This is a genomic window from Stagnimonas aquatica, assembly GCF_003730135.1.
GTDB lineage: Bacteria > Pseudomonadota > Gammaproteobacteria > Nevskiales > Nevskiaceae > Stagnimonas > Stagnimonas aquatica.
Window position 1 is genome coordinate 164,959 of sequence record NZ_RJVO01000003.1, and the last position, 24,312, is coordinate 189,270.

Below are 24,312 nucleotides of genomic sequence, written 5' to 3' on the forward strand. Positions count from 1 at the left end.
TATACTCCGCCGCTCTTCGGCAGGGCAGATCAGGAGCGAACATGCGGCGTTGGAACGGCTGGGGTGATGAGGCGCAGGACTACCCGCTGAACGAGGTCGCGCGCGGCTTCCTGCGCGAGCGTGTCGGCCAAGGCAGCGCCAATCGCGATGCCAGCCTGGAATCGGTACTGGCCGGCGTCGCGCCCTCGCGCCTGGCCAACGGCCCCTTTCTCACCGACGCCGCCAGCCGCGCCCAGCACGCACGCGGCCAGAGCTATCCGGACTGGCTGGCCCTGCGCTACGGCAAGCTCGGGCCGGTCGCCGATGCCGTGGCGCTGCCCACCAGCAGCGAGGAAGCCGAGGCGGCGCTGGCGGCCGCGCTCAAGCTGGGTGCGGTGGTGATCCCCTATGGCGGCGGTACCAGCGTGGTCGGCCACCTGGATGTTCCGGTCAGCGACCGGCCAGTGGTCAACATCGCCCTGGGTCGCTACAACAAGCTGCGCGAGCTGGACGAGCGCCAGTGGATCGCCCGCTTCGACGCCGGCACGCCGGGTCCGCTGGTGGAAGCGCAACTGCGCGAGCGCGGCTTCCTGCTCGGTCATTTTCCGCAGTCCTACGAGTATTCGACGGTGGGCGGCTGGGTGGTGACCCGCTCCTCCGGCCAGCAGTCCTTGCGCTATGGCCGCATCGAGCAGCTGTTCCACGGTGGCCGGCTGGCGACGCCGCGCGGGGTGTTCAATATCGGCGGCCTGCCGGCCTCCAGCGCTGGCCCGGATCTGCGCGAGGCGCTGATGGGCTCGGAAGGGCGCCTGGGCCTGCTCACCGAGGTCTCGGTGCGGCTGCGGCGGCTGCCCACGCACGAGGATTTCCACGCGGTGTTCTTCCCGACCTGGGACTTGGGGTGCGAAGCAGTGCGCCATCTGGCGCAGGCCGACCTCGGTCTGTCGCTGCTGCGTCTCTCCAATGAAGTCGAGACCGAAACCCAACTGGCGCTGGCCGGTCACGAAAAGCTCATCGCCTGGCTGCGCCGCTATCTCAAGGTACGCAAGGTCGGCGAACAGCCGGTGATGCTGCTGGTCGGCACCACCGGCAACCACCGCGAGGTGCTGCGTCTGAAGCGCGAGGCGCTGGCGATCTGCAAGCAGTTCCGGGGCGTCAACACTGGCAGGGCAATCGGCAAGGGTTGGGCGAAGAACCGCTTCCGTGGCCCCTACCTGCGCAACTCCCTGTGGGAGCTGGGCTACGGTGCCGACACGGTGGAGACCTGCGTGGGCTGGAACAACGCCACCGCCACCATGCGCGCCATCGAAGAGGCGGCGCGTAGCCTGTTCGCCGCCGAGAACGAGAAGGTGCACTGCTTCACCCATCTCTCCCATGTCTACCGCCAGGGTTGCAGCGTCTATTCCACCTTCGTGTTCCGCGCCGGCGGCGACTACGAGCGCGACCTGGAGCGCTGGACCCGCCTCAAGCGCCGCCTGAGCGAGACCATCGTCGCCCACGGCGGCACCATCAGCCACCAGCACGGCGTTGGCCGCGACCACGCGCCCTACCTGGCGCAGGAGAAGGGCGAACTGGGCATGGACCTGATCCGCGCCATGGCCCGCGAGTTCGACCCGCAGGGGCAGATGAATCCCGGCAAGCTGTTCGCCTGATGGCCAGCGCCAGCGTGCATCCGCCGGCCTCGCTGAGCGACGCTGCCGCGCCGCAGTTCGCGGTGCTCTATCAGTGGTCGGTGAAGCCGGGTGAGGTGCGCAACTTCGTCGCCGCCTGGACCGAGCTGACCGAGCGCATCCGTGTCCGCTTCGGCAGCGGTGGCTCGCGTCTGCACCGCTCCATGCAGGGCACCTGGATCGCCTACGCGCAGTGGCCCAGCCAGGCCGCCTCCGAGGCGATGAGCGAACTGCTCAGCCAGGAAGGGCCGCTGGACCCGGCGCTGCGCGACCGCTTTCTGGCCACCATCGACGACACCTGGGCGCCCGTGCTGCTCAGCGTCCACAAGGATCTGCTGTCGTGAGCCGCCTGGGCGCGTTGCCGGCGAAGGTGGATCTGCTGGTAGTCGGCGGCGGCATCACCGGTGCCGGCATTTTTCGCGAGGCGGCGCGGGCCGGGGTGTCGGTGCTGCTGGTGGAAGCGCGTGATTACGCCTCCGGCACCTCGTCCTGGTCGTCGAAACTGGTGCACGGCGGCCTGCGTTACCTGAAGACCGGCGAATGGCGGCTCACCGCCGAGTCGGTGCATGAGCGCGAACGTCTGCTGCGCGAGGCGCCCGATCTGGTGCGCCCGCTGGACTTCGTGATGCCGCTCTACAGGGGTATCAAGCCCGGCAAGACCACCATGCGTCTGGGGCTCTGGCTCTACGACCGCTTTTCCCGGGGCGGCGCGCGTTCGCGTTTTCTGCCGGCGACGGATGCCAGTGCGGTCCAGCCCGGTCTGCGTGCGGAGCGCTTGCTGGGTGCCGTGCGCTACCAGGATGCCTACACCGACGACTGCCGGCTGGTCTGGCGGCTGATCGACCAGGGCCAGCGCGACGGCGGCCGGGCGCTCAACTACGTGGCCGCCGAACAGTTGTTGCAGGCGCGGGACCGGGTCTGCGGTGCCGCGCTGCGCGACGCCGAAACCGGCGAGAGCCGCGAGATCGAAGCCGGGCTGGTCATCAACGCCGCCGGGGTCTGGGCCGACACGCTGCCCGGCCAGCCGGCCGGCGCGCCGCGCCTGCGGCCGCTGCGCGGTTCGCATCTGCTGTTCCCGCAGGCGCGCTTGCCGCTGCCGCAAGCGGTGGGCTGGCTGCACCCGCGCGACCGGCGGCCGGTGTTCGCCTATCCCTGGCAGGGCGCGACCCTGCTCGGCACCACCGATCTCGATCACCGCGAGGATCTCTGGAGCCCGCGCATGCAGCGCGCCGAGGCCGACTACCTGCTGGAAGCCCTGGACTGGCTGCTTCCCAGCGCCGGTCTGGTCTTGACCGATGCGCTGTCCAGCTACGCCGGCGTGCGGCCGGTGGTGGACGACGGTGCCGACAAACCTTCGGCGGCGTCCAGGGAGTCGGCGCAATGGGCTTCGCCGGGCTTTATCGGCGTCACCGGCGGCAAGCTCACCACCTTCCGGGTCACCGCCCGCCAGGCCCTGCGAGCCGCCGCGCAGCAGCTGCCGGCGCTGCGCTTGGCCGCAGATTCAGCGCCGCTGTTCGACCGGCCAGCGCAGGAATCTCCAGGCGAAACCCCTGACCTGGCGCAGATTCGCGCACGCGTCGGCGAGCAGGTGTTCCACCTCGATGATCTGCTGTTGCGCCGCAGCCGCGCCGGACTGGTGCTGCCGGAGGCCGCCGAAGCCCTGATCGAGCCGACGCTGGCCGCCTGCCAGACGCAACTGGGCTGGGATGCCGAGCGCTGCGCCGCCGAGGCCGGCCGTTACCGCGACTACTGGCGCCGTCAGCACGATCCGCGCGGCCTGGCCTAGCGCGGCGACCGGGGAGAGCATGAGCACCAAGAACAAGATCCTCGCCATCGACGTCGGCACCCAGTCCAGCCGCGCCCTGGTCTTCGATGCCCAGGGGCAGGTGCACGCCAAGGCGCAGTCGCTGCACGAGCCGGCCTATGTCTCGCCGCAGCCGGGCTGGGCCGAGCAGGACCCGGAACAGTACTGGACCGCCATCCGCACCGTCTGCGAGCAGCTCTGGCAGGGCGGGGCGGTAAGGCCCGAAGAGATCGCGGCGGTAACGCTGACCACCCTGCGGGCCAGCGTGGTCTGCGTCGACGCCCAGGGCCAGGCGCTGCGGCCGACGATGGTCTGGCTGGACCAGCGCGAGTGCAGTCAGCCGCCCAGGCTGTCCTGGTACTGGCGCGCCGCCTTCGCGCTGGCCGGTGCCAGCGGCCTGATCGCCCATCTGCAGCGCCAGGCCGAGTGCAACTGGCTGGCCCAGCACGAACCCGAGCTGTGGGCGCGCACCGACAAATTCCTGCTGCTGTCCGGCTGGCTCAGCCAGCGCCTCACCGGCGACTACGTGGACTCCACCGGCTGTACGGTCGGCTACCTGCCGTTCGACTACCGGCGCCTGGACTGGGCGGCGCCACGCGACTTCAAGTGGCAGGCGCTGGCGGTGCGGCGCGAACAGCTGCCGCGCCTGGTGCGTCCCAGCGAGCGGCTCGGCGCGCTCACCGCCGAAGCTGGCGAGGCCCTGGGCCTGCCCGCCGGCCTGCCGGTGATCGCCGCCGCCGCCGACAAGGCCTGCGAGGTGCTGGGCTGCGGCGCGCTGGAGCCGGAAGTGGCACAGCTGTCGTTTGGCACCACCGCCACCATCAACACCACCCAGCGCCGTTACCTGGAAGTGCAGCGCCTGCTGCCGGCCTATCCCGGCGCGCTGCCGGGCGCCTGGAACACCGAGATCCAGATCTACCGGGGTTTCTGGATGGTGAGCTGGTTCAAGCGCGAGTTCGCGCACCGCGAACAGAGCCTGGCCCGCGAGCGCGGGGTGTCGGTGGAGTCGCTGTTCGACGAGCTGGTGCGTGACATCCCACCCGGCAGTCTCGGCCTCACCCTGCAACCCTACTGGAGCCCCGGCGTGCGCGATCCGGGCCCGGAGGCCAAGGGCGCGATCATCGGCTTCGGCGACGTGCATACCCGCGCGCATTTCTACCGCGCGATTCTCGAAGGCCTGGTCTACGGCCTGCGTGCCGGCCGCGAGCAGATCGAGCGCAAGCTGCGCCGGCCGGTGCGGCGGCTGGTGGTTGCCGGTGGCGGCAGCCAGAGCGATGCCGCCATGCAGATCACCGCCGATGTCTTCAACCTGCCGGCCGAGCGGCCGGCGCTGTACGAAACCTCGGCGCTGGGCGCGGCGATCAATGCCGCCGTTGGCCTGGGCTGGCATGCCGATCACGCCAGCGCGGTGTCGGCGATGTGCCGGCCCGGCGCGTTGTTTCGTCCGAATCCCGAGGCGGTGCGTACTTACGAAGCGCTTTATCGCGGGGTCTACCAGGAGCTGTACCCGCGCCTGAAGCCGCTCTACCACCGTATCCGCCGCATCACCGGCTATCCCGCCTAGACCCGAAGCCCAGGATCCCCTCATGAATCCGCAAACCTCTCTGCAATTCGCCGCCGTCTACGCCGAGGCGGCCATCGCCTGGATCGAAACCGGCGTGCCCCAGGCCGTGCTCTGGTACGACGATGAAGAGCGCTGGGACTTCACCCCCGCCGACGAGGAACTGCCGCCCAGCCTGGTCGCCTTCGTGCTGCAACAGGGCTGGGACGGCCAGTTGAGCCTGGAAGGCAGTACCGACGCGCTCGATGAAAACTACGACTCGCTGGCGCTGCGCGAGGAGATCGAGGAGCAGATGGATCAGGAAGGCGTGGCCCGCGCGCTGATCGAGGCATTGATCGAACACCGCGAGCGGCTGGGCGACGATGCCGAGGACGGCCTGGGTCTCGACCCTGGCCTGCTGCAGGACGAAGACGAGCGCTGAGCGCTGGGCTGGCGCCACGACCACAACAAGAAATCAGAGGAGAGCGGTATGCCACTTCCCAGTCCGCGCGGGCTGCTGCCTGCGCAGGTCGCGGTGCCGCGCGCGCTGTCCGGCGTGCAGACCTTCGGTGCCGAGGTCGCGCCGGAAAGCGTCGGCCTCAGCCGCTCGGCGATCCAGACGGTGGACCGCGCGCTGGCGGCGGTCTATCGCAGTGGCGCCTATCCGGCGGCATCGCTGTGCCTGCGCAAGCACGGGCAGGTGGTGTTTCACCGCGCCTACGGCCACGCGCGCGGCAACGGCCCGCGCGAGCCGGCCGGCAGCGAGCGGCAGTTGCTCGATCTCGATACGCCGGTCTGCCTGTTCTCCGCCTCCAAGGCGGTGACCGCCATCCTGGTTCATCAGCTGGCGGAGGAGGGCGGTGTCGACCTCGATGCGCCGGTCGCCCACTACCTGCCGGAATTCGGTCGCAACGGCAAGGCCGGCGTCACTCTCGGCGAGGTGCTCTCGCACCGCGCCGGCGTCCCGGGGCTGAAAATTCCCAAGGCCGAGCGCAGGGTGGAGATGCTCAACGACTGGGACGGCGTCATCGAGCGCATCTGCGCCGCTCCCGGTGGTCGTCTGCGGCCGGTGGCCTATCACGCCATCACCGGCGGATTCGTGCTCGGCGAGGTGATCCGCCGCGTCACCGGCCAGACCATCCAGCAGTATCTCGACGCCAAGCTGCGCCGGCCCCTGGGCATGAAGTACTTCCAGTACGGCCTGGCGCCCGAGCATCGCGAGCGCGTGGCCTTGAACTATTCGGCCGGCATGCCGGTGTTGTTTCCGGTGGCGCCGCTGATCGAGCGCGCGCTGATCGTGCCCTTCGACGAGGTGGTGTCGGCCTCCAACACCCCGGCGTTCATGGACGCGGTGATCCCGGCCGGCAACCTCTACGCCACCGCCGAGGAGCTGTCGCGCTTCTTCCAGATGCTGCTCGACGGCGGCGTCTGGCAGGGCCGGCGCATCCTCAAGGAAGAGACCATCGCCCGCGCGGTGCAGCCGCGTGGCCGTACCGTGCCGGACGCCATGCTGCTGCTGCCGATGCGCTACAGCGAGGGCATGATGCTGGGCGGGCCGATGAGCCTGTTCGGCCCGGCCACCGGCGGCGTCTACGGGCATCTGGGCTTCATGAACATCCTCGGTTGGGCCGACCCGGCGCGTGCGCTCTCCGGCGCCCTGCTGGTCACCGGCAAGGCGGTGCTCGGCCCGCATCTGCTGCCCTGGGCGGCGTTGATGGCGATCATCGGCCGGCAACTGCGCACGTCGAACTGAGCCTCAGCCAAACCCGGTGTACGGCAGGCGGCATCCAAAGCCTGGCCATCTCCGCTAAGTTACGGCGGTGTTCAAGGAATGAGCCTGAAACGGAGACCGTCCATGCGCCTGCTGCGAATCTGTCTGCTGTCCTCCCTGGCCCTGCTGGCCGCCTGCGGCAAGAAGGAGGCACCACCCGCCGCCAGTGCTCCGGTCGTCGCGGCGGCGGTGGCGCCACCGGCCTTGATCCCGCGTGCCGAGCTGTTCGGCAATCCCGACAAGGCGCTGCCCAAGCTGTCGCCGGACGGCCAGCAACTGAGCTGGCTGGCGCCGGTGGATGGCGTGCTCAATATCTGGGTGGCGCCGGCCACCGACCCCAAGGCGGCCAAGCCGGTGACCCGGGACAGCGGTCGTGGCATCCGTCAGTACTACTGGGCCTATGACAACCAGCGCCTGCTGTACCTTCAGGACAGCGGCGGTGACGAGAATTTCCACGTCTACGCGGTCGAGCTGGCGAGCCTCAAGACCACCGATCTGACGCCGTACAAAGGCAGTCGTGCCGAGATCAACGGTCTCAGCCACAAGTTGCCGGGCGAGATTCTGGTTGGACTCAATGATCGCGGCGACCATTCGCTGCACGATCTGTATCGCATCGACATTGCCAGCGGCAAGCGCAAGCTGGTGGAGAAGAACCCCGGCTTTGCCGGCTATGTCAGCGACGACGATTACGCGGTGAAGCTGGCGATCCGCAGCGAGCCGGACGGCAGCACCACCTATCTGCAGCGCGACGCCAAGGGCCGGTGGCAGCCGCTGCTGAGCGTGGGCCTGGAAGACGCGCTCACCACCAATGTCCTGGGTCTCGACGCCAAGGGCGAGACGCTCTATCTGCTCGACTCGCGCGGCCGCGATACCGCCGCGCTGGCTACTCTGGGACTCAAGGACAGCGCGCCCAAGCTCGTGTTCGAGGATGCCCGTGCCGATGTCGACGAGGTGTTGATCAACCCGGTCAGCCATGGGCTGGAAGCAGTGGCCTCCAACTACGAGAAGCCGGTCTGGACGGTGCTCGACGAGGCGGTGAAGGCGGATTTCGCGGCGCTGGCCGCGCTGGCCGGCGACGGCTACTTCAAGGTGCTGGACCGCACCCTGGACGACCGCCGCTGGGTGGTGGGCGTCGATCGCTCCGACGCCTCCTACAAGACTTACGTCTACGACCGCGCCAGCCGCAAGGCGGAATTCCTGTTCGCCAACCGGCCCTGGTACGAGGGCAAGACCCTGGCGAAGATGCATCCCCGGGTGCTGAAGGCGCGGGACGGCCTGAAGCTGGTCAGCTATCTCTCGCTGCCGGTGGAATCCGATCCCGATGGCGACGGCCTGCCGAACCAGCCCTTGCCGCTGGTGCTCAACGTCCATGGCGGCCCCTGGGCGCGCGACGAGTGGGGCCTCGACAGCGAGCACCAGTGGCTCGCCAACCGTGGCTACGCGGTGCTGTCGGTGAACTACCGGGGCTCCACCGGCTTCGGCAAGAACTTCGTCAACGCCAGCAATCTCGAGTGGGCCGGCAAGATGCACGAAGACCTGCTCGACGCCGTGCAGTGGGCCATCGACAGCAAGATCACCAGCGCCGACAAGGTCGCCATCTACGGCGGCAGCTACGGCGGTTACGCCACCTTGGTGGGCCTCAGCTTCACCCCCGATACCTTCGCCTGCGGCGTCGACATCGTTGGTCCTTCCAATCTCAACACCCTGCTGTCGACCATTCCGCCGTACTGGAAGACCTTCTTCGAACAGTTCGCCAAGCGGGTCGGCGATCCGCGCACCGAGGAGGGCAAGAAGCTGCTCACCGAGCGCTCGCCGCTGAGCCGCGTGGAGCAGATCAAGAAACCGCTGCTGATCGCCCAGGGCGCCAACGACCCGCGCGTGAAGCAGGCCGAGGCCGAGCAGATCGTCGCCGCCATGCAGGCCAAGCAGATCCCGGTGACCTATGTGCTCTACCCCGACGAGGGCCACGGCTTCGCCCGTCCGCCCAACCGCCAGTCGTTCTACGCCATCTCCGAGGCCTTCCTGGAGAAATGCCTGGGCGGTCGCGCCGAAGCGGTGGGCAAGGACTTTGCGAACTCCAGCTTGCAGGTGAAGGTTGGCGCCGAGTTCGTCCCCGGCCTCAGCCAATCGCTGCAAGCCGCCGGCACCAGTCCCTAGTCGTCCACAACGCGATCAAGGGCCGCCTTCGGGCGGCCCTTTGTTTTAGGCCGGCGGTTCGGCTTCCGACCACAGGCAGACCCGGTCCCGGCCGCCGGTCTTGGCGCGATACAGCGCGGTGTCGGCGCGCGCCACCAGGGTTTCGGTACTGGTCAGCCGGTTGGCCAGGGCGCTGGCGACGCCGACGCTGGTGCTGACCCGTACCTCCGGCAGCGGTTGCAGGGCGCGCACCGCCTCGCGCACGGCCTCGGCGTGCTGTTCGGCAGTCGCCGCGTCGACGCCGTAGAGGAACAGCGCAAACTCCTCGCCGCCCAGGCGTCCGACCACGTCCAGCGGTCGGCGCGCGAAACCGGCCAGCGCCTGCGCCACCCGGCGCAGGCAGTCGTCGCCGGCGAGATGCCCGTGGCGGTCGTTGAACTGCTTGAAATGGTCGACATCGACCGCCAGCACCGCCACCGGCTGCTGTTCGCGCTGGGCCTGACGCAGGATCGCGTCGCAGCGCTCGTACCAGGCGCGGTGGTTGCAGATGCCGGTCAGCGGGTCGTGTTCGGAGAGCTGGCGCAGCAGCTGCTGACGCAACCAGGCCAGTCGTTGAGCGCGTTCCTGCAGGTAGCAGGCGATGGTACCCAGCACGGCGGCGACGGCGAGGAAAAAACCGTAGTCGAACAAAGCAGTCCCGCGGCTGCCGGCCAGCCACAGCGCGAACGGCGCCACCAGGGCGGTGAGCAGGGCCAGGATGGTGGCCTGGATCCAGGGCAGGCCGAGCAGGAAGAAGTCGTAGAACAGCTGGATCAGCAGCAGTTCGTGCGGGGCATGCAGTCCGTTTCGTTCACCCACAACACTGACCACCACCATGCCGACGGTGTTGGCGACCGCCACCAGCAGCGCCACCGACTGGATGTAGCGCCAGGCTCCGCGACGGAAACTGCAGGCCACCAGTAGGGCGTTGCTGGGAGCCACGAACAGCATCAGCCAGAACAACATGGGCTGATCGGTAAAGTGCTGCGAGCCCAGCCAGTCGTAGCCGATATAGATGCTGTAGAACAGCACCCCCAAGGCCACCGCCAGGCGTTGCAGCAGCAGATTGGTTTCCGAGCGATAGCGCAGGTAGTCGCGCTCCAGCCAGGATTCGAAGCCGATCTGCAGAGCCGAAGCGCAGCCGGAAGGCGAGCGCCAGCCACTGCGTTCCACCGCTTCCAGCGCGGCGCGCAGACGTTGCAGATCGCTGATCTCGGTGGGCGGCTGGCGCGGACGCGGCGGGCTGTTCATGGAGGCGCTCCGGGTTCTGCGAGGGTCGTCGGCCGGCGCCGTCGCCCAGATACAACAAGGCCCCCGATCAACGGGGGCCTGGTCCTTGCCCGATGCAACTGGTGGTGATGGGCGGAATCGAACCGCCGACCTAGGGGTTATGAATCCCTCGCTCTAACCGTCTGAGCTACATCACCAATCGTTTTGCAGGGGCGCGAAGTTTAAGGAATGACCGCAGTGGCGTCGAGTGCCGGTGGTCAGACATTGAAGCGGAAGTGCATCACGTCGCCTTCCGCCACGAGGTATTCCTTGCCTTCCAGCCGCCATTTGCCGGCTTCCTTGGCGCCGGCTTCGCCCTTGTACTGGATGAAATCCTCGTAGGCGATCACTTCGGCGCGGATGAAGCCCTTCTCGAAATCGGTGTGGATCACCGCCGCCGCCTGCGGCGCGGTGGCGCCCTTCTTGACCTGCCAGGCGCGGACTTCCTGCACGCCGGCGGTGAAGTAGGTCTGCAAGCCCAGCAGGGCGTAGCCGGCGCGGATGACCCGGTTCAGGCCCGGCTCCTCCAGTCCCAGATCCTTCAGGAACTCGGCCTTGTCGGCCTCGTCGAGCTGGCCGATCTCGGCCTCGATGGCGGCGCACACCGCGACCACCTGGGCGCCTTCCTTGGCGGCGTAGGCCTGCACCTTCGAGAGGTTGGCGTTGCCGTTCTTCAGCGAGGCCTCGTCGACGTTGGCGATATAGAGCGCCGGCTTGGCGGTGATCAGCATCAGGTCGCGGATCGCCAGCTTCTCGTCGGCGTCGAGGTTCAAGGCCCGCACCGCCTGGCCTTCGTTGAGGTGGGCCTGCACGCGCTCCAGCACCAGTTGCCGGGCGGCGGCGTCCTTGTTGCCGGCGCGCACCAGCTTGGCATTGCGCTCCACCGCCTTGGTGACGCTGTCGAGATCGGCCAGCGCCAGCTCGGTGTTGATGACCTCGATGTCGCGGATCGGATCGACGCCGCCGCTGACGTGGATGATGTCGTCGTTGACGAAGCAGCGGGTGACGTGGGCGATGGCGTCGGTTTCGCGGATGTGGCCCAGGAACTGGTTGCCCAGGCCTTCGCCCTTGGAAGCACCCGCGACCAGGCCGGCGATGTCGACGAATTCCACCGTGGTCGCCACCGTTTTGTTCGGTTTGACGATGGCGGCCAGCGCCTCAAGGCGCTTGTCCGGCACCGGCACGATGCCGACATTGGGCTCGATGGTGCAGAACGGATAGTTTTCCGCCGCCGCGTTCTGGGCGTTGGTCAGGGCGTTGAAGAGCGTCGATTTGCCGACGTTGGGGAGCCCGACGATGCCGCACTTGATGCCCATGGAATAACTCCGGAAAACTTAAAAAATGAGAAAAGGGAAAGGCCGGCCGGGGGAGGGAGTTGCTACTCCGCCTTCCCGTGGCCCGCGTCCCGGCTGTGCAACTGTTGCAGCGCCTTGTCCCAACTCTGGCCCAGCCAGACCGGCAGTGCATCGGCGGCGCGCGCCATGCCCTGGTGGATGGCGTCCTCGTCGGCTTTCGACGGCCGGCCGAGCACGTAGTTGAGCACCAGATTCTTGTCGCCGGGATGGCCGATGCCGATACGCAGGCGCCGGTAGCCATCGCCCAGCGGCTTGTGGATGTCGCGCAGGCCGTTGTGGCCGCCGTGTCCACCGCCCAGCTTCAGGCGCATTTCTCCGGCTGGCAGATCCAGTTCGTCGTGCGCCACCAGCAGCTCGGCCGGCGTCAACTTGTAGAACTGCATCAGCGCCTGCACCGCCTGACCGGAACGGTTCATGAAGGTCGAGGGTTTGAGCAGCAAGACCTCGCTGCCTTCGATCCTGACCCGCGCCAACTGCCCGAAGAACTTGCTCTCGGTGCGGAAACTGCCGCGCCAGCGCTCGGCCACGGCATCGGCAAACCAGAAGCCGGCGTTGTGGCGGGTTCGTTCGTATTCCGGTCCGGGATTGCCCAGGCCGACGATGGCGATGAGAGCGGGGGCGGGCATGGGGCTCTAAAGCGAAAACCCCATCCGGTTCTTGCGAGCGGATGGGGTCGGCAACGGTGGCAAGCAACCACCGGGTGGTGCCGTCGGAGCCCGGTTCGAGGACCGGGCGCCGTCGGCGCCGACCGCGGCTTACTTCTTCTTGGGCGCAGCCTTGGCCGGAGCCGCAGCGGCCGCAGGGGCCTTCTGGTTGGCAGCCGGCACATCGGCGGCGGCCGGAGCGGCGGCGGCTTCTTCCACCACCTTCGGCGCGTGCACGGCGCAGACGCTGTCGTCCTTGCCACGCAGCAGGCTGGTCAGCTTCACGCCTTCCGGCAGGCTCAGCTCGGAGAGGTGGATCGACTGGTTCAGTTCCAGCTTGGAGACATCCACCGAGATGTACTCGGGCAGGTCCTTCGGCAGGCACTCGACTTCCACTTCATTGTGGACGTGTTCGAGCTTGCCGCCGCCGAGCTTGACGCCGGGGGCGGCTTCAGCGCCCACGAAGTGCAGCGGCACGGCGCGACGCAGCAGCTTGTCGGCGAGGATGCGGTAGAGGTCGAGGTGCAGGATGTCCTCGTGGCGCAGCGGGTGACGCTGCAGGTCCTTGAGCACGACCTGTTGCTGCTTGCCGCCAACGTCCAGGGTCAGGATGTGGCTGTAGAAGGCCTCGGTCTTGAGGTGGTTCTTCAGCTCGTTGTGGTCAACGACGAGCGACTGCGCGCCTTCATGACCACCGTACAGCACGGCAGGGACCTTGCCCTCACGACGCAGGCGGCGGCTCGCACCCTTGCCCTGATCGTTGCGGACTTCGGCGTTGACGACGAAGGATTCTTTCATGGGACTACTCCGGAAATGGTGAATCTTTCGCCTGCGACCGGGCGAAAGGGCGCGGAGTATAGCCGCACCGGGGTGCCGGGCGGTAGTCGAACCGCGTGGGCCGACCTCAGTCGTCGTATAGCGAGCTGACCGATTCCTCGGCGCTGACGCGGCGGATGGTCTCGGCGAGCAGGCCGCCGATCGACAACTGGCGGATCTTGCCGCAGGCGGCGGCGTCCGGCGCCAGCGGGATGGTGTCGGTCACCACCAGCGAGTCGAGGGTGGAATTCATCAGGTTGCTGACCGCGTTGCCGGACAGCACTGCGTGGGTGACATAGGCCACCACCTTCACCGCGCCGGCTTCCTTGAGCGCGTCGGCGGCCTTGCCGAGGGTGCCGGCGGTATCCACCAAGTCGTCGATCATCACGCAGGTCTTGCCGCGCACGTCGCCGATGATGTTCATCACCTTCGACTCGTTCGGGCGCGGACGGCGTTTGTCGATGATCGCCAGGTCGGCATCGTCCAGGCGCTTGGCAAGGGCGCGGGCACGGACCACGCCGCCGACGTCGGGGGAGACGACGATCAGGTTGTCGTAGTTCTGGCGCCAGATGTCGCCGAGCAGGATCGGCGAGGCGTAGATGTTGTCGACGGCGACGTCGAAGAAGCCCTGGATCTGTTCGGCGTGCAGGTCGACGGTGACCACGCGATCGGCGCCGGAGTGCACCAGCATGTCGGCGACCACCTTGGCCGAGATCGGCACGCGGGCGGAGCGGATGCGGCGATCCTGGCGGCTGTAGCCGAAGTAGGGCACCACGGCGGTGATGCGGCGCGCCGAGGAGCGCTCCAGCGCGTCCAGCATCATGCACAGTTCCATGATGTGGTCGTTGGTGGGCGCGCAGGTCGGCTGGATCACGAACACGTCGCGGCCGCGCACGTTTTCCAGCAGCTCCACCTGCACTTCGCCGTCGGAGAACTTGCCGACCGTAGCCTGGCCGAGCGGCAGCTTCAGGTAGTTGGCAATGTCCTGCGCCAGCTTGCGGTTGGCGTTGCCCGAGAAGAGCATCAGGGAGTCGGACATGCTGCGGTTCCTGTTCGGTGCCGGTTCTGTGGGTTGGTCATTCCCGCACGGGCGGGAATCCAGTTTTGCTCATGGCTCCCCAGCTCGTGGTCAATGACGAAACTGGACCCCCGCCTGCGCGGGGGGCATTTTTTGCGCCAAAGCGCAAAAAATGGCTGGGGCGGATGGATTCGAACCACCGATTGGCAGGATCAAAACCTGCTGCCTTACCACTTGGCGACGCCCCAACATCAAGCGGCGCGAATTATAGCCGCGAGGGGAGAGACATTCAGCCCACGGGCGGCGAATCCGCGCCATTCGGTCGGCGCCGCTGCGGCGGTGGCGCGGGCCAGGCCCTCGTCCTCGCAGGCGGCGAACACCGCGCTGCCGGTGCCGGACATGCGGGCATCCAGGCCGCGCGCCGCCAGCCAGCGCAAGGCTTCGGCCACCGGCGGATAGCGCGCGGCGGTCACCGCCGTGCAATCGTTGTGGCCGGCGCCAGCCAGGTAGTCGGCGAACGAGATCGGCGCGCTGTCGCGCTTCAGCTCAGGGGCGCCGAACACGGCGGCGGTGGCGACATGCACCGTCGGCACCAGCACCACGTACCAGGGCTCGGGCAGCAGCACGGGCGTCAGTTGCTCGCCCACGCCCTCGGCCCAGGCCGCCAGGCCGCGCACGAAGACCGGCACGTCGGCGCCCAGTTTCAGACCGATGGCGGCAAGCTGGTCGCTGTCGAGGCCGCAGGCCCAGAGCCGGTTGAGCGCCACCAGCACGGTGGCGGCATCGGAAGAGCCACCTCCTAGGCCGGCGCCGGTGGGCGTGCGCTTGTCGACGGCGATGTCCACACCTTGGCTGCCCGGGCAGGCGGCGCGCAGCGCGCGAGCGGCGCGGATGGCGAGATCGCTGTCCTCGGGAATCTCCGCCGGGCCGGCGCTGCGGCGTATTTCGGCGTCCTCACGGAGCCGGAAGCGCAGTTCGTCGCCGTGATCGAGGAACTGGAACAGGGTCTGGAGCCGGTGATAGCCGTCGGCACGGCGGCCAAGCACGTGCAGGAACAGGTTGATCTTGGCCGGCGCCGGCCAGACCTCCGGAATCACGGCGCGCTCAGGGCCGGCGGGGCGCCGAGGCTGAGGTTTTCGATCAGCAGCAGCGCCTGCCAGTTGTCCTGCTGCGCCTCGATGCGGCCGGGCAGGCTGGGTGTGCCGGGACGCCAGTCGGCAAAGCGCAGCTGCCAGCCCAGCTGGCGGAAGCCGAGCGGACGACCGTCGGCATCAAGCTGCAACTGCGCCTCGGCGTCCGGGGCCGGCAGGCCCAGCACCCACCAGCGCAGCGCGGCCAGTGGCAGCCGCCAGCCGGTGCGGGCGGCGAGCACGACCTCGGGTTCGGCGGTGACCAGGTCGAGATCCTTGCCCTTGATCGCCACCAGGGCTTCGTCGCCTTCCAGGCTCAGCGCGCCGGCGCCGAAGGGGCCGCTCAGGCGCAACCGGAAGCGGCTGCCGGCCTGCTGCCAGCGCAGACTGCCGGACAGGCCGCCGCCTTTCGCGGCCAGGCGGCCCTGAAGCTCAAAGCCGTCCTGGGCTCCCAGCTGGCTGCGGCGTTGTTCCCAGGCGCGGCTGACTTGCTCCAGCCCGGTGCCGGTCGATGGCGGTTGCACACTGGCGCAGGCGCCCAGCCCGCTCGCCAGGGCCAGTGCCAGCAGCAATCTGGCGGCGGAAACCGGCATCGCTCAGCGGGTCGGCGCCAGGCGCTGGATGGTCTCGCGCAACACCCGGTGCTCGGGGTCGAGCTTGCTGGCGCTGTCCCAGATCGCCCGCGCGCGGTCCTTCTCGCCGAGCGTCCACAGCACCTCGCCGAGGTGGGCGGCGACTTCCGCGTCCTGGAAGATTTCGTAGGCACGCACCAGCGGCGGCAGTGCCTCGCGCGGCTTGCCCTGCTTGAACAGTACCCAGCCCAGCGAGTCGAGCACCGCCGGGTCGTTCGGGCTCAGTTCGGCGGCGCGGCCGATCAGCTTGGCCGCCTCCTCGTAGCGGTTGCTGTGCACGGTCAGCAGATAGCCCAGGGCGTTGAGCGCGCGGGCGTCGTTGGCGTCCTTGGCGAGCACGCGCCTCAGGTCGGCCTCGGACAGCTCCATGCGCCCCATGCGCTCGTGCAGCAGGGCGCGGGCGTAGAGCAGCTCGGCGTCGTCCGGGATTTCCTTGAGCGCGTTGTCGTAGACGCTCAGCGCTTCCAGAACGGCATCCTGCTGGCTCAGTAGCTCGCCTTCGGCGGCGTACAGCCGGCTCGCCAGCGGCGGGAACTGCGCGCGCAGGCCAGACAGCAGCTGGCGCGCTTCCGGCATCCGCCGCAGCTGCGACAGCATGCGGGCGCGGCGCAGATAGGCGTCGAAGGCCTGCGAGCCGGCCTGCACCCGCTCGTACCAACCCAGGGCTACCTCCGGCTGGCGGCGCATCTCGGCAATCCGGCCCAGGTAGTAGGCGGCGTCGTGACGGCGCTCGGCATTGTCGAGCAGGAGCTTCAGATGCGGTTCGGCCTCGTCGGGCTTGCGCTCGTCGAGCAGCAGCAGGGCCAGGGCGAAGTGGGCGTCGGCATTGCCGGGGTCTAGCTTAAGCACTTTCAGCAACTGCTCGCGGGCCGGGATGCGCTGGTTGGCGTCGATCAGCAGCTTGCTGTAGCCCAGTCGCAGCTCGGCAGGGCTCTTTTGCTCGCGCACCAGGTTCTCGAACGCCGCGTCAGCGCCCGCCACATCGCCCTTCTTGACCAAGGCGCCGACCAGCAGCAGCGTCGACTCCCGCTCGTTGGGGGCCAGCCGCAGGGCCTCGCGGGCGGCCTTTTCGGTGAGCGCGGCGTCGTCGAAGCGGAAGGCCAGCAAGGCCAGCGCTCGTTGGGCGCCTGGCAGTTGCGGTTTTTCCGCGACCAGCGTCTTCATCAGGGCCAGCGCCGGCTCGGCGGTTTCGCGGTCCTGCGACAGCAGCAGGGCGACGTGGCGGTAACCGTCGGACTCGCCGCCCGGGTGTCCCTTGACGATGGCCTGGCACTGCGCGAGCGCCTCGGCGCTGTTGCCGGCGCGCAAGCTCAGCCGCGCCAGCACCTCGCGCGCTTCCAGGCTGGAGGGCTCGGCCGACAGCCACTTGCGGGCGGCGGCCAGGGCCAGGTCTTCGCGCTTGGCGGCCAGGGCCATGGCGGTGGCGCGGGCGGCCAGCGCCGGGTCGGGCGAGAACTCCAGGGCGCGGAGGAATTCCTGCGCCGCCATTTCCGGCATCTGCCGGCCGGCGGCCATCTCGCCCGCCAGTACGTGGTACTGGGCCTGGGCCTGCGGCGAGCGCAGGGCCGGCGCCGGCTCGGCCGTGGCCAAGGCCGTCGGCGAATGGGCGAGGGCGGCGGCCCAGATCAACAGGATGGGGAGGCTGAGGTGAGCGGGTACGCGGCTGGCGCTGGCTTCCAACACGGGGCGTCTGTCTCTGGATGGGCCAGCGATCAGGGCGCTGGACGAGGCGGATTTTACGCCCACCGGCGGGCGTTCGCTTGTCGGCCTTTCGGAGGATGCGGGACAATGTGTACCTGTTACCGGTAGCCCCATGTCCTTGATCACGCTAGGGCTGAGCCACCACTCCGCGTCGGTCGAGACGCGTGGGCGGCTCGCCTTCACCGATGCCGAGCTGCCGCAGGCGCTGACCCGCCTGCGTGGGCTGCCGGGCGTCTGCGAGGCGGCGATCCTGTCCACCTGCAACCGGACCGAGATCTTCACCGTCGCCGAGCCCGAGCACGAATCGCGGCTGGCAGAGTGGTGGCGGCGCGAGCGCCAGGCCGAGGCCGGCGTGCTGGAAAAACACCTCTACGTGCACCGCGACCTCAGCAGCGTGCTGCACTCCCTGCGCGTCGCCTCCGGCCTGGACTCGATGGTGGTGGGCGAGCCGCAGATTCTCGGCCAGATGAAGCAGGCCTATGCGGTGGCCAGCGAGACCCGCACGCTGGGTCCGGTGCTCAGCCGCCTGTTCCAGCACAGCTTCGCGGTGGCCAAGCGGGTGCGTACCGATACCGAAATCGGCGCCCACCCGGTGTCGGCCGCCTATGCGGCGGTGCAGATCGCCAAGCGCATCTTCACCGACTTCTCGCGCCAGACCGCCCTGCTGATCGGTGCCGGCGAGACCATCCGCCTGTTCGCCCGCCACCTGCGCGGGCAGGGCATCGGCCGGATGATCATCGCCAACCGGTCCATCGAGAACGCCCAGAATCTGGCCCGCGAACTGGGCGCTTTCGCCTGTTCCCTGGACGACATCCCCAGCCATCTGGCCGACGCCGATCTGGTGGTGTCCTCCACTGCCGCGCGCGGCTACCTGATCGGCCGGCCGCAGATGGAGCTGGCGCTGTCCCGGCGGCGGCGCAAGCCGGTGTTCCTGATCGACCTGGCGGTGCCGGCCGATCTCGACCCGAAGATCCGCGAGCTGGAAGACTGCTACCTCTATACCGTCGACGACCTGCGGGCGGTGATCTCGGAAAACCTGAAGGCGCGCGCGACCGCCGCCCAGCAGGCCGAGGCGATGCTCGAAGAACACGCCCGCGAGTTCTCCCGCTGGCTGGAGTCGCGCGATTCGGCACCGACCATCCGCGCGCTGCGCCAGCAGGCGCGCAGTTACCGCGACGAGGTGCTGGACAAGGCGCGTCGCAAGCTCGCTGGCGGCGAGCCGGCGGAGGCGGTGATGCAGTTCGTCGCCGACACCCTCGCCAACAAGCTGCTGCATGCCCCCAGCGCCGCCCTGAAGCGCGCCGACGCGGTCGAGCAGGCCTTGCTGCTCAATGCCGCGCAGACGCTGTTCGATCTGCCCACCGAATCCGACCATTAGCACCCCTTTCCCCGCTGGCGGGGGAAGGTAGGGATGGGGGCGTTCCGCGCGATGCGAACCCCCACCCAGCCCTCCCACACAGACGGGGCGGGCCACAGGCAATGCCATGAAATCCTCCCTGCTGGAAAAACTGTCCCAGATGGCCGAGCGCCGCTCCGAGATCGAGCGCGAGCTGGCCGAGCCGGCGGTGGCCGCCAACAACGACCTGTTCCGGCGCCTGTCGCAGGAGTACGCACAACTGGGCCCGCTGGTCGAGGCTTACGACGGCCACCGCGCCGCCAGCCAGGAGCGCGAGGATCTTCTGGCCATGCGCAACGACAGCGACCGCGAGCTGCGCGCCATGGCCGACGCCGAGCTGCCGCTGGTGGAAGCCCGCATCGAGGCCCTGGAGAAGGAGTTGCAGGGCTATCTGGTGCCGCGCGATCCGCTCGACGGCAACAATGTGTTTCTGGAGATCCGCGCCGGCACCGGCGGCGACGAGGCGGCGATCTTTGCCGGCGACCTGTTCCGCATGTATAGCCGCTATGCCGAGTCGCGCGGCTGGACCCTGGAGCGCATCTCGCTGAGCGAGGGCGAGCACGGCGGCTACAAGGAAGTCATCAGCCGCATCGTCGGCTACGGCGCCTATTCCCAGCTCAAGTTCGAGTCCGGCGCCCACCGCGTGCAGCGGGTGCCGGAAACCGAGGCCCAGGGTCGCATCCACACCAGCGCCGCCACCGTCGCAGTGCTGCCGGAAGTGGAGGAGGCGCAGGTGGAGATCAACCCGGCCGATCTGAAGGTCGATACCTTCAAGGCCAGCGGCGCCGGCGGCCAGCACGTCAACAAGACCGAGTCGGCGATCCGCATCACCCACATCCCCACCGGCGTCATCGTCGAATGCGACGACGAGCGCAGCCAGCACAAGAACCGCGCCAAGGCGATGACCCTGCTGGCCTCGCACCTGGTCGATGCCGAGCGCAACCGGCAGCAGGCCGAGCAGGCCGCCACCCGCAAGAAGCTGGTCGGTTCCGGCGACCGCAGCGAGCGCATTCGCACCTACAATTTCCCCCAGGGCCGGATCACCGACCACCGCATCAACCTCACCCTGTACCAGCTCGACCGGGTGATGCAGGGCGATCTCGATCCGGTGATCCAGCCGCTGCTGGCCGAGCACCAAGCCGAGCTGCTCGCCGACCTCACCAGTGGTAACGGAGACTATTGATGCGCATCCTGCTTGCTGCCCTGGCGACTTTCCTGCTGCTGTCCTGCGGGCCGATCTACGAGACCCAGTACCGCTACACGCCGCCTGCCGACGCCCAGGGCCGCGCCTGTATTGCCCAGTGCGAAGTTGGCAAGAGCCAGTGCCGGATCAACGCCGACCTGCGCGCCGAAAATCGCCAGCTGCGCTGCGAGCGCGAGGCGCGCGACGACTTCGAGCGCTGCCTCACCGTGCAGGGCGCCGATCCCGAAAAGAGCCACTGCCAGCGCCGCCTCTGCAACGTCTCCGGCGCCGGCAGCGACCAGGAGCAGTGCGAGTCCGACCACCGCATCTGCTTCCAGGGCTGCGGCGGCGTGGTCAGCAGCCAGCAGGTTTGCAGCTTCAACTGCCCGCCCGCGCCTTGAGCCAAGCGGCTTCCGAGGTGATCGAGGCCCTGCTGCGCGAGGCGACGCCGCAGCTGGCGGCAGTCAGCGAGTCGCCGCGCGCCGAGGCCGAGCGCCTGCTCGCCGAGGTGCTGGGCAGCAGCCGCACCCGGCTCGCCGCCGGTCTGGCCGCCGCCCCCAGTGCCGAGCAAGTGCGCCGCTACCAACAATGGCTGGCGCGCCGCGCCGCCGGTGAGCCCTATGCCTATCTCAGCGGCCAGCAGCCGTTCCGGCAGATCGAATTGCAGGTGAACCCGGCGGTGCTGATCCCGCGTGCCGATACCGAGCATCTGGTCGACTGGGCGCTGGAGCGCATCGCCGCCTGGCAGGCGACCGGCTGCGCCGCGCCGCAGGTCTGGGATGTCTGCACCGGTAGCGGTTGCGTGGCGCTTTCCATCGCCGAGGCCAGCCCCGCCGCGCGCCTGCTCGCCAGCGATCTGTCGCCGGCGGCGCTCGCGGTTGCGCGCGGCAATGCCGAGGCTCTGGGACTGTCGCGGGTGGAGCTGGTCGAGGCCGACGGCCTGGACTGGCCGACGCCGGTACCGTTCGAGCTGATTGTCGGCAACCCGCCCTATATCGCCGAGGACGACCCGCATCTGCCGGCGCTGCGCCACGAGCCGCGTCTGGCCCTGGTTTCCGGCCCCGATGGTCTGGACTGCCTGCGCCGCCTGATCGCCCAGGCGCCGGCACGCCTGGCATCCGGCGGCTGGCTGCTGCTGGAACACGGCTATGACCAGGGCGCGGCAGTACGCGCGCTGCTGCTTGCCGCCGGCTTCGTCGAAGTGAGCAGCCGTCGCGACTATGGCGGCCAGGAGCGGGTCAGCGGCGGGCGCTGGCCGGGGGTGGCGCGGTGAGCGATTTCCGCCGCCACGCGCGCCAGGTGGTGCTGCCCGAGGTTGGCGTCGCTGGCCAGCAGTTGCTGCGCGATTCCAGCGTGCTGATCGTCGGCTGCGGTGGCCTGGGCAGCCCGGCCGCGCTCTATCTCGCCGCTGCCGGCGTCGGCCGCCTGGTGCTGGCCGACCGCGACCGGGTCGAGCGCAGCAATCTGCAACGCCAGTTGCTCTACACCGAAGCCGATGTCGGCCGCCGCAAGCTCGATGCCGCCCGCGAGCGGCTGCTGGCGCTGGATGCATCGCTGATCGTGGAAACCCTCGACGGCGACACCGAGCTGGCGCAGTTCCCGGCGCGGGTCGCCGAGGCCGATGTGGTGCTCGACTGCACCGACAATTTCCCGGCCCGCTTCGCCATCAACGCCGCCTGCCTGCGCGCCCGCAAGCCCCTGGTTTCCGGCGCCGCGATCCGGCTGGAAGGGCAGGTCGCCGCCTTCGACCTGCGCCAGGGCGGCCCCTGCTACGCCTGCCTGTACCCGGATGCCGGCGAGCCCGCCGAGGCCTGCGAGGACGCCGGCGTGCTCGGTCCGGTGGTCGGCGTGATCGGCGCGATGCAGGCCCTGCTGGCGATCCAGTTGCTGCTTGGGCATGCCGACAACACCGGCGTCCTGCATTGCTGGGATGCACGCTGCTTCGACTGGCGTAAGCTGCGCCTGCTTCGTGATCCCGCCTGTCCGCATTGCGGTCCGGCCGCTGCCACTGCCTAGATTCCGCCATGACCGTAGAACCGCTGGTGCTGCCGCGCCGCCTCGCCATCCAGATCCTCCACGCCGCCCAACTGGCGGCGCCGGACAGCAGCCGTGGCTGGGTGCAGCCGGGGGCGTTGCGCTATCACGAAGGCGAGCCGGCGCCGGGGGCGGTGGTTTACGCCCGCTGCTACTCCAAGCCCACCAGCGCCGCCGAGCCGCTGCCGGAAGAGCTGAGCGGCGACGGCCTGCATCTGGTGATCTCGCTCAACACCAAGGGCGTGCTGGAAATGCGCGGCTGGCGGCTGCTGGCCGAGGGCCTGCGGGAGCAGCCCTTGGCGGTCACCGATTAGCCCGGGCGATGAACGCGACCCTGATCTGGGTGCTGGTGCTGGTGGTGGCCCTGATCGTCGGGCCGTTCGCCACCCTGCGCGCGGTATCGCACTGCCGTAGCCGCCGCCCGAACGGCGCACCGCCGGTTGCAAAGCCGGCGTCCGCCGCTGAACCGAAGACCGATGCCGATGCTGAAGACCCGGATCGCCCCAGCGGCTTCTGGTAAGCATGCCTTTCAACCCCGGAGCAAGCCCATGAAACCCGTCCTGATCGCCGCCCTGCTGTTGCCGCTCGCCGCCTGCCAGCCGAACGCCGAGCCGAAGAAGGTGGACGATACCCAGGGCCGCGCCGAGACCCAGGGCATCCGCAACACCGAGGCGATTGGCTACGCCGGCGATGCCATCGCCAACAAGGTCGATGGCGCGCTCGATGCCAACGACCAGCGCAAGGACGCGCTCGACGCCCAGCTCAAGGCGGCAGAACAGCCGCAGTAGGCGATCCGGCGGCGCTCAGGCCGCCAGCCGGCCTTCTTCCAGCAGTTTGTCGAGATGGCTCTCGATGTTGGCGCGCGCCAGCGGCAGCAGGCGCGGGTCCAGGCCCTGGTAGATCAGCGGCAGCATCTCGTCGATGGCCTTGCCGGCCCGGTGCAGTTCCAGCACCGCTTGCTCGCGCAGCCGCCGGTGCTTGAGGGTTTCCTCCAGCCGGTAGACGGTGCCCAGCGCCTGGCCGTGGGAGGGGATGATCACCGCCGGATTGAGGTCGATCAGCCGCTGTAGCGTCTGGAAGTAGCGGCCCATGTGGCCTTCCGGCTTGTGGATCACCACGGTGCCGACACCCTGGATCAGGTCGCCGACGATGCACCACTCGCGGCCATCGGGCATCAGTGCGATCTGGCCCTCGTCGTGGCCGGGCACCGCCAGCACCCGCACCGGCCGGCCCAGCCAGCGGGTCACCACATCGCCCTCGTCGTAGGTACGCAGCAGCAGCTCGCCGAAAAAGCCGGGCGCGGCCATGCCCAGCAGCTTGCGGGTGGTGTCGCTCATCGCCAGCGGAATGTCGTAGCGCTCGGCGATCTCGTTGGCGTACTGGCGGTGGTCGGGGTGGTGGTGGGTGAGCAGCACCTCGTCGACGCCGATGACATCGAGCAGGGCGAGCAGCCGCTCCAGCTCCTCGCGGTCGCGCGGGCTGGGGTCCACCAGCACCTTGTGCTTGTCGCCGATCAGGAAGGCATTGGTGTGCTGCGCCGGCGGCAGGGTGTGCGAGCGCACGAACACCTGCTTGAGTTCGTGCAGCGGCTCGATGCTGCGCAGGGCGTTGACCGCGCCGGTGCGGTCGTTGTCCTCGTCCAGCGCCGGGATGCGGGTGACGGCGGGCTCGGCCTCCAGCGCCAGCAGCACGTCCAGGGTCGGCGGCGCCAGCAGCAGGCGGCCATCGCGGTAGCGCGCCATCCATTCCGCCGGGGTCGCCCAACCGGCTTCGGCGATCTCGCCCAGGTCGGGCACCGGCTCCGGCGCCCGGTCCAGATCAATGCGGTAGAAATGGGTGCGGAAGCGCACCGGCGAAATCGGCGGGGTGGTGGCCTCGCCCAGGCAGTGCAGGCCCTGCACCGCGCCGGTCTGGGCCAGGGCGGTGAGGTCGATGCCCAGTTCTTCCTGCACCTCGCGCAGCAAGGCGGTGATCAGGCGTGGCGCGTGGCCCTCGCAGCTGAGCGCCGGCTCCGGCCCTTCGGCATCGGCTTTGTCGACCTTGCCGCCCGGGAAGGCGGTGAAGCCGGCGAAGGAATTCAGGCTGGGCTGGCGGCGCACCATCAGCAGGCGGCCTGCGCAGAGGAGGACGGCGGTGACGGCGTCGCGGATGGAGTCGGTGGCTGGGGCGTTCATGCCGACATGCTGGCACGAGCG

24 protein-coding genes and 2 tRNA genes are annotated in these 24,312 nt (G+C 69.1%); 15 read left to right on the forward strand and 11 right to left on the reverse strand.

Features of this window, described 5'->3' with window-relative positions; translation table 11 throughout:
* Positions 1 to 41 precede the first annotated feature (41 nt).
* The 7 genes from ED208_RS07965 (at position 42) to ED208_RS07995 (ending at position 8,921) form a co-directional block, all read left to right on the forward strand.
* Positions 42 to 1,631, forward strand: a complete 1,590-nt coding sequence (locus ED208_RS07965) for an FAD-binding oxidoreductase (RefSeq protein ID WP_123211362.1) — start codon at positions 42 to 44, stop codon at positions 1,629 to 1,631.
* Positions 1,631 to 1,993, forward strand: coding sequence for an NIPSNAP family protein (locus ED208_RS07970; protein WP_123211363.1), 363 nt, complete (start codon positions 1,631 to 1,633; stop codon positions 1,991 to 1,993). The genes ED208_RS07965 and ED208_RS07970 overlap by 1 nt, the downstream gene beginning before the upstream one ends.
* Positions 1,990 to 3,435: a glycerol-3-phosphate dehydrogenase/oxidase gene (locus ED208_RS07975; protein ID WP_123211364.1), complete on the forward strand. Its 1,446-nt coding sequence runs from the start codon at positions 1,990 to 1,992 to the stop codon at positions 3,433 to 3,435. The genes ED208_RS07970 and ED208_RS07975 overlap by 4 nt, the downstream gene beginning before the upstream one ends.
* Positions 3,436 to 3,454: 19 nt before the next feature.
* The gene (locus ED208_RS07980; RefSeq protein ID WP_123211365.1) at positions 3,455 to 5,017 is read left to right on the forward strand and encodes an FGGY-family carbohydrate kinase; all 1,563 of its coding nucleotides are present in this window, start codon (positions 3,455 to 3,457) and stop codon (positions 5,015 to 5,017) included.
* Positions 5,018 to 5,039: 22 nt separating this feature from the next.
* Positions 5,040 to 5,435, forward strand: coding sequence for a hypothetical protein (locus tag ED208_RS07985; protein ID WP_123211366.1), 396 nt, complete (start codon positions 5,040 to 5,042; stop codon positions 5,433 to 5,435).
* A gap of 48 nt (positions 5,436 to 5,483) precedes the next feature.
* Positions 5,484 to 6,746: a serine hydrolase domain-containing protein gene (locus tag ED208_RS07990; RefSeq protein WP_123211367.1), complete on the forward strand. Its 1,263-nt coding sequence runs from the start codon at positions 5,484 to 5,486 to the stop codon at positions 6,744 to 6,746.
* A 108-nt stretch (positions 6,747 to 6,854) separates the two neighbouring features.
* On the forward strand, positions 6,855 to 8,921 hold the full coding sequence (locus ED208_RS07995) for a S9 family peptidase (RefSeq protein ID WP_123211651.1): 2,067 nt from the start codon (positions 6,855 to 6,857) through the stop codon (positions 8,919 to 8,921).
* Positions 8,922 to 8,966: 45 nt separating this feature from the next.
* Here the strand turns inward: ED208_RS07995 and ED208_RS08000 are convergent, their stop codons facing one another.
* The 10 genes from ED208_RS08000 to ED208_RS08045 all read right to left on the reverse strand — a co-directional run bounded on the left by ED208_RS08000 (position 8,967) and on the right by ED208_RS08045 (position 17,486).
* Positions 8,967 to 10,190: a GGDEF domain-containing protein gene (locus ED208_RS08000; protein ID WP_123211368.1), complete on the reverse strand. Its 1,224-nt coding sequence runs from the start codon at positions 10,188 to 10,190 to the stop codon at positions 8,967 to 8,969.
* Positions 10,191 to 10,289: 99 nt separating this feature from the next.
* Positions 10,290 to 10,366: transfer RNA gene (locus ED208_RS08005), tRNA-Met, on the reverse strand.
* A gap of 60 nt (positions 10,367 to 10,426) precedes the next feature.
* Positions 10,427 to 11,524, reverse strand: a complete 1,098-nt coding sequence (gene ychF / locus ED208_RS08010; protein WP_123211369.1) for a redox-regulated ATPase YchF — start codon at positions 11,522 to 11,524, stop codon at positions 10,427 to 10,429.
* A gap of 62 nt (positions 11,525 to 11,586) precedes the next feature.
* Positions 11,587 to 12,189 (reverse strand): aminoacyl-tRNA hydrolase, encoded by a 603-nt coding sequence (gene pth, locus ED208_RS08015; RefSeq protein ID WP_123211370.1) that lies wholly within the window; start codon positions 12,187 to 12,189, stop codon positions 11,587 to 11,589.
* Positions 12,190 to 12,318: 129 nt separating this feature from the next.
* The gene (locus ED208_RS08020) at positions 12,319 to 13,005 is read right to left on the reverse strand and encodes a 50S ribosomal protein L25/general stress protein Ctc (RefSeq protein WP_123211371.1); all 687 of its coding nucleotides are present in this window, start codon (positions 13,003 to 13,005) and stop codon (positions 12,319 to 12,321) included.
* A gap of 106 nt (positions 13,006 to 13,111) precedes the next feature.
* Positions 13,112 to 14,062: a ribose-phosphate diphosphokinase gene (locus ED208_RS08025; protein ID WP_123211372.1), complete on the reverse strand. Its 951-nt coding sequence runs from the start codon at positions 14,060 to 14,062 to the stop codon at positions 13,112 to 13,114.
* 152 nt (positions 14,063 to 14,214) lie between these two features.
* Positions 14,215 to 14,289 (reverse strand) — tRNA-Gln (locus ED208_RS08030).
* A gap of 3 nt (positions 14,290 to 14,292) precedes the next feature.
* Complete coding sequence (gene ispE / locus ED208_RS08035; protein ID WP_123211373.1) at positions 14,293 to 15,138, reverse strand: 4-(cytidine 5'-diphospho)-2-C-methyl-D-erythritol kinase; 846 nt, start codon at positions 15,136 to 15,138, stop codon at positions 14,293 to 14,295.
* The gene (lolB, locus tag ED208_RS08040) at positions 15,135 to 15,764 is read right to left on the reverse strand and encodes a lipoprotein insertase outer membrane protein LolB (RefSeq protein ID WP_123211374.1); all 630 of its coding nucleotides are present in this window, start codon (positions 15,762 to 15,764) and stop codon (positions 15,135 to 15,137) included. The genes ispE and lolB overlap by 4 nt, the downstream gene beginning before the upstream one ends.
* Before the next feature lie 3 nt (positions 15,765 to 15,767).
* Positions 15,768 to 17,486: a tetratricopeptide repeat protein gene (locus tag ED208_RS08045; protein WP_158608481.1), complete on the reverse strand. Its 1,719-nt coding sequence runs from the start codon at positions 17,484 to 17,486 to the stop codon at positions 15,768 to 15,770.
* 130 nt (positions 17,487 to 17,616) lie between these two features.
* On the opposite strand from ED208_RS08045, the gene hemA reads away from it, so the two are divergent.
* The 8 genes from hemA (at position 17,617) to ED208_RS08085 (ending at position 22,905) form a co-directional block, all read left to right on the forward strand.
* The gene (hemA, locus tag ED208_RS08050) at positions 17,617 to 18,882 is read left to right on the forward strand and encodes a glutamyl-tRNA reductase (protein ID WP_123211376.1); all 1,266 of its coding nucleotides are present in this window, start codon (positions 17,617 to 17,619) and stop codon (positions 18,880 to 18,882) included.
* A 106-nt stretch (positions 18,883 to 18,988) separates the two neighbouring features.
* Positions 18,989 to 20,083, forward strand: a complete 1,095-nt coding sequence (gene prfA, locus ED208_RS08055; RefSeq protein WP_123211377.1) for a peptide chain release factor 1 — start codon at positions 18,989 to 18,991, stop codon at positions 20,081 to 20,083.
* Entirely contained in the window at positions 20,083 to 20,484 is a 402-nt protein-coding gene (locus ED208_RS08060; RefSeq protein WP_123211378.1) for an Aq_678 family protein, read from the forward strand. Before prfA ends, ED208_RS08060 begins: the two co-directional genes overlap by 1 nt.
* Positions 20,481 to 21,356, forward strand: a complete 876-nt coding sequence (gene prmC / locus ED208_RS08065; protein WP_233574943.1) for a peptide chain release factor N(5)-glutamine methyltransferase — start codon at positions 20,481 to 20,483, stop codon at positions 21,354 to 21,356. Before ED208_RS08060 ends, prmC begins: the two co-directional genes overlap by 4 nt.
* A complete protein-coding gene (locus ED208_RS08070; RefSeq protein WP_123211379.1) occupies positions 21,353 to 22,099 on the forward strand; it encodes a HesA/MoeB/ThiF family protein in 747 nt (248 codons plus the stop codon). The genes prmC and ED208_RS08070 overlap by 4 nt, the downstream gene beginning before the upstream one ends.
* Before the next feature lie 8 nt (positions 22,100 to 22,107).
* Complete coding sequence (locus tag ED208_RS08075) at positions 22,108 to 22,431, forward strand: hypothetical protein (RefSeq protein ID WP_123211380.1); 324 nt, start codon at positions 22,108 to 22,110, stop codon at positions 22,429 to 22,431.
* An 8-nt stretch (positions 22,432 to 22,439) separates the two neighbouring features.
* Positions 22,440 to 22,637, forward strand: coding sequence for a hypothetical protein (locus ED208_RS08080; RefSeq protein ID WP_123211381.1), 198 nt, complete (start codon positions 22,440 to 22,442; stop codon positions 22,635 to 22,637).
* A gap of 28 nt (positions 22,638 to 22,665) precedes the next feature.
* Positions 22,666 to 22,905: a hypothetical protein gene (locus ED208_RS08085; protein ID WP_123211382.1), complete on the forward strand. Its 240-nt coding sequence runs from the start codon at positions 22,666 to 22,668 to the stop codon at positions 22,903 to 22,905.
* Between the two features lie 15 nt (positions 22,906 to 22,920).
* Here the strand turns inward: ED208_RS08085 and ED208_RS08090 are convergent, their stop codons facing one another.
* The gene (locus ED208_RS08090; protein ID WP_123211383.1) at positions 22,921 to 24,291 is read right to left on the reverse strand and encodes an MBL fold metallo-hydrolase; all 1,371 of its coding nucleotides are present in this window, start codon (positions 24,289 to 24,291) and stop codon (positions 22,921 to 22,923) included.
* Positions 24,292 to 24,312: the final 21 nt, after the last annotated feature.

Bases quoted from the DNA above. Each gene is read 5' to 3' on its own strand.
- ED208_RS07965 (WP_123211362.1), top strand. From the start codon at position 42: ATGCGGCGTTGGAACGGCTGGGGTGATGAGGCGCAGGACTACCCGCTG.
- ED208_RS07970 (WP_123211363.1), top strand. From the start codon at position 1,631: ATGGCCAGCGCCAGCGTGCATCCGCCGGCCTCGCTGAGCGACGCTGCC.
- ED208_RS07980 (WP_123211365.1), top strand. From the start codon at position 3,455: ATGAGCACCAAGAACAAGATCCTCGCCATCGACGTCGGCACCCAGTCC.
- ED208_RS07985 (WP_123211366.1), top strand. From the start codon at position 5,040: ATGAATCCGCAAACCTCTCTGCAATTCGCCGCCGTCTACGCCGAGGCG.
- ED208_RS07990 (WP_123211367.1), top strand. From the start codon at position 5,484: ATGCCACTTCCCAGTCCGCGCGGGCTGCTGCCTGCGCAGGTCGCGGTG.
- ED208_RS08000 (WP_123211368.1), bottom strand. From the start codon at position 10,190: ATGAACAGCCCGCCGCGTCCGCGCCAGCCGCCCACCGAGATCAGCGAT.
- ychF (WP_123211369.1), bottom strand. From the start codon at position 11,524: ATGGGCATCAAGTGCGGCATCGTCGGGCTCCCCAACGTCGGCAAATCG.
- pth (WP_123211370.1), bottom strand. From the start codon at position 12,189: ATGCCCGCCCCCGCTCTCATCGCCATCGTCGGCCTGGGCAATCCCGGA.
- ED208_RS08020 (WP_123211371.1), bottom strand. From the start codon at position 13,005: ATGAAAGAATCCTTCGTCGTCAACGCCGAAGTCCGCAACGATCAGGGC.
- ED208_RS08025 (WP_123211372.1), bottom strand. From the start codon at position 14,062: ATGTCCGACTCCCTGATGCTCTTCTCGGGCAACGCCAACCGCAAGCTG.
- lolB (WP_123211374.1), bottom strand. From the start codon at position 15,764: ATGCCGGTTTCCGCCGCCAGATTGCTGCTGGCACTGGCCCTGGCGAGC.
- hemA (WP_123211376.1), top strand. From the start codon at position 17,617: ATGTCCTTGATCACGCTAGGGCTGAGCCACCACTCCGCGTCGGTCGAG.
- prfA (WP_123211377.1), top strand. From the start codon at position 18,989: ATGAAATCCTCCCTGCTGGAAAAACTGTCCCAGATGGCCGAGCGCCGC.
- ED208_RS08060 (WP_123211378.1), top strand. From the start codon at position 20,083: ATGCGCATCCTGCTTGCTGCCCTGGCGACTTTCCTGCTGCTGTCCTGC.
- ED208_RS08075 (WP_123211380.1), top strand. From the start codon at position 22,108: ATGACCGTAGAACCGCTGGTGCTGCCGCGCCGCCTCGCCATCCAGATC.
- ED208_RS08080 (WP_123211381.1), top strand. From the start codon at position 22,440: ATGAACGCGACCCTGATCTGGGTGCTGGTGCTGGTGGTGGCCCTGATC.
- ED208_RS08085 (WP_123211382.1), top strand. From the start codon at position 22,666: ATGAAACCCGTCCTGATCGCCGCCCTGCTGTTGCCGCTCGCCGCCTGC.
- ED208_RS08090 (WP_123211383.1), bottom strand. From the start codon at position 24,291: ATGAACGCCCCAGCCACCGACTCCATCCGCGACGCCGTCACCGCCGTC.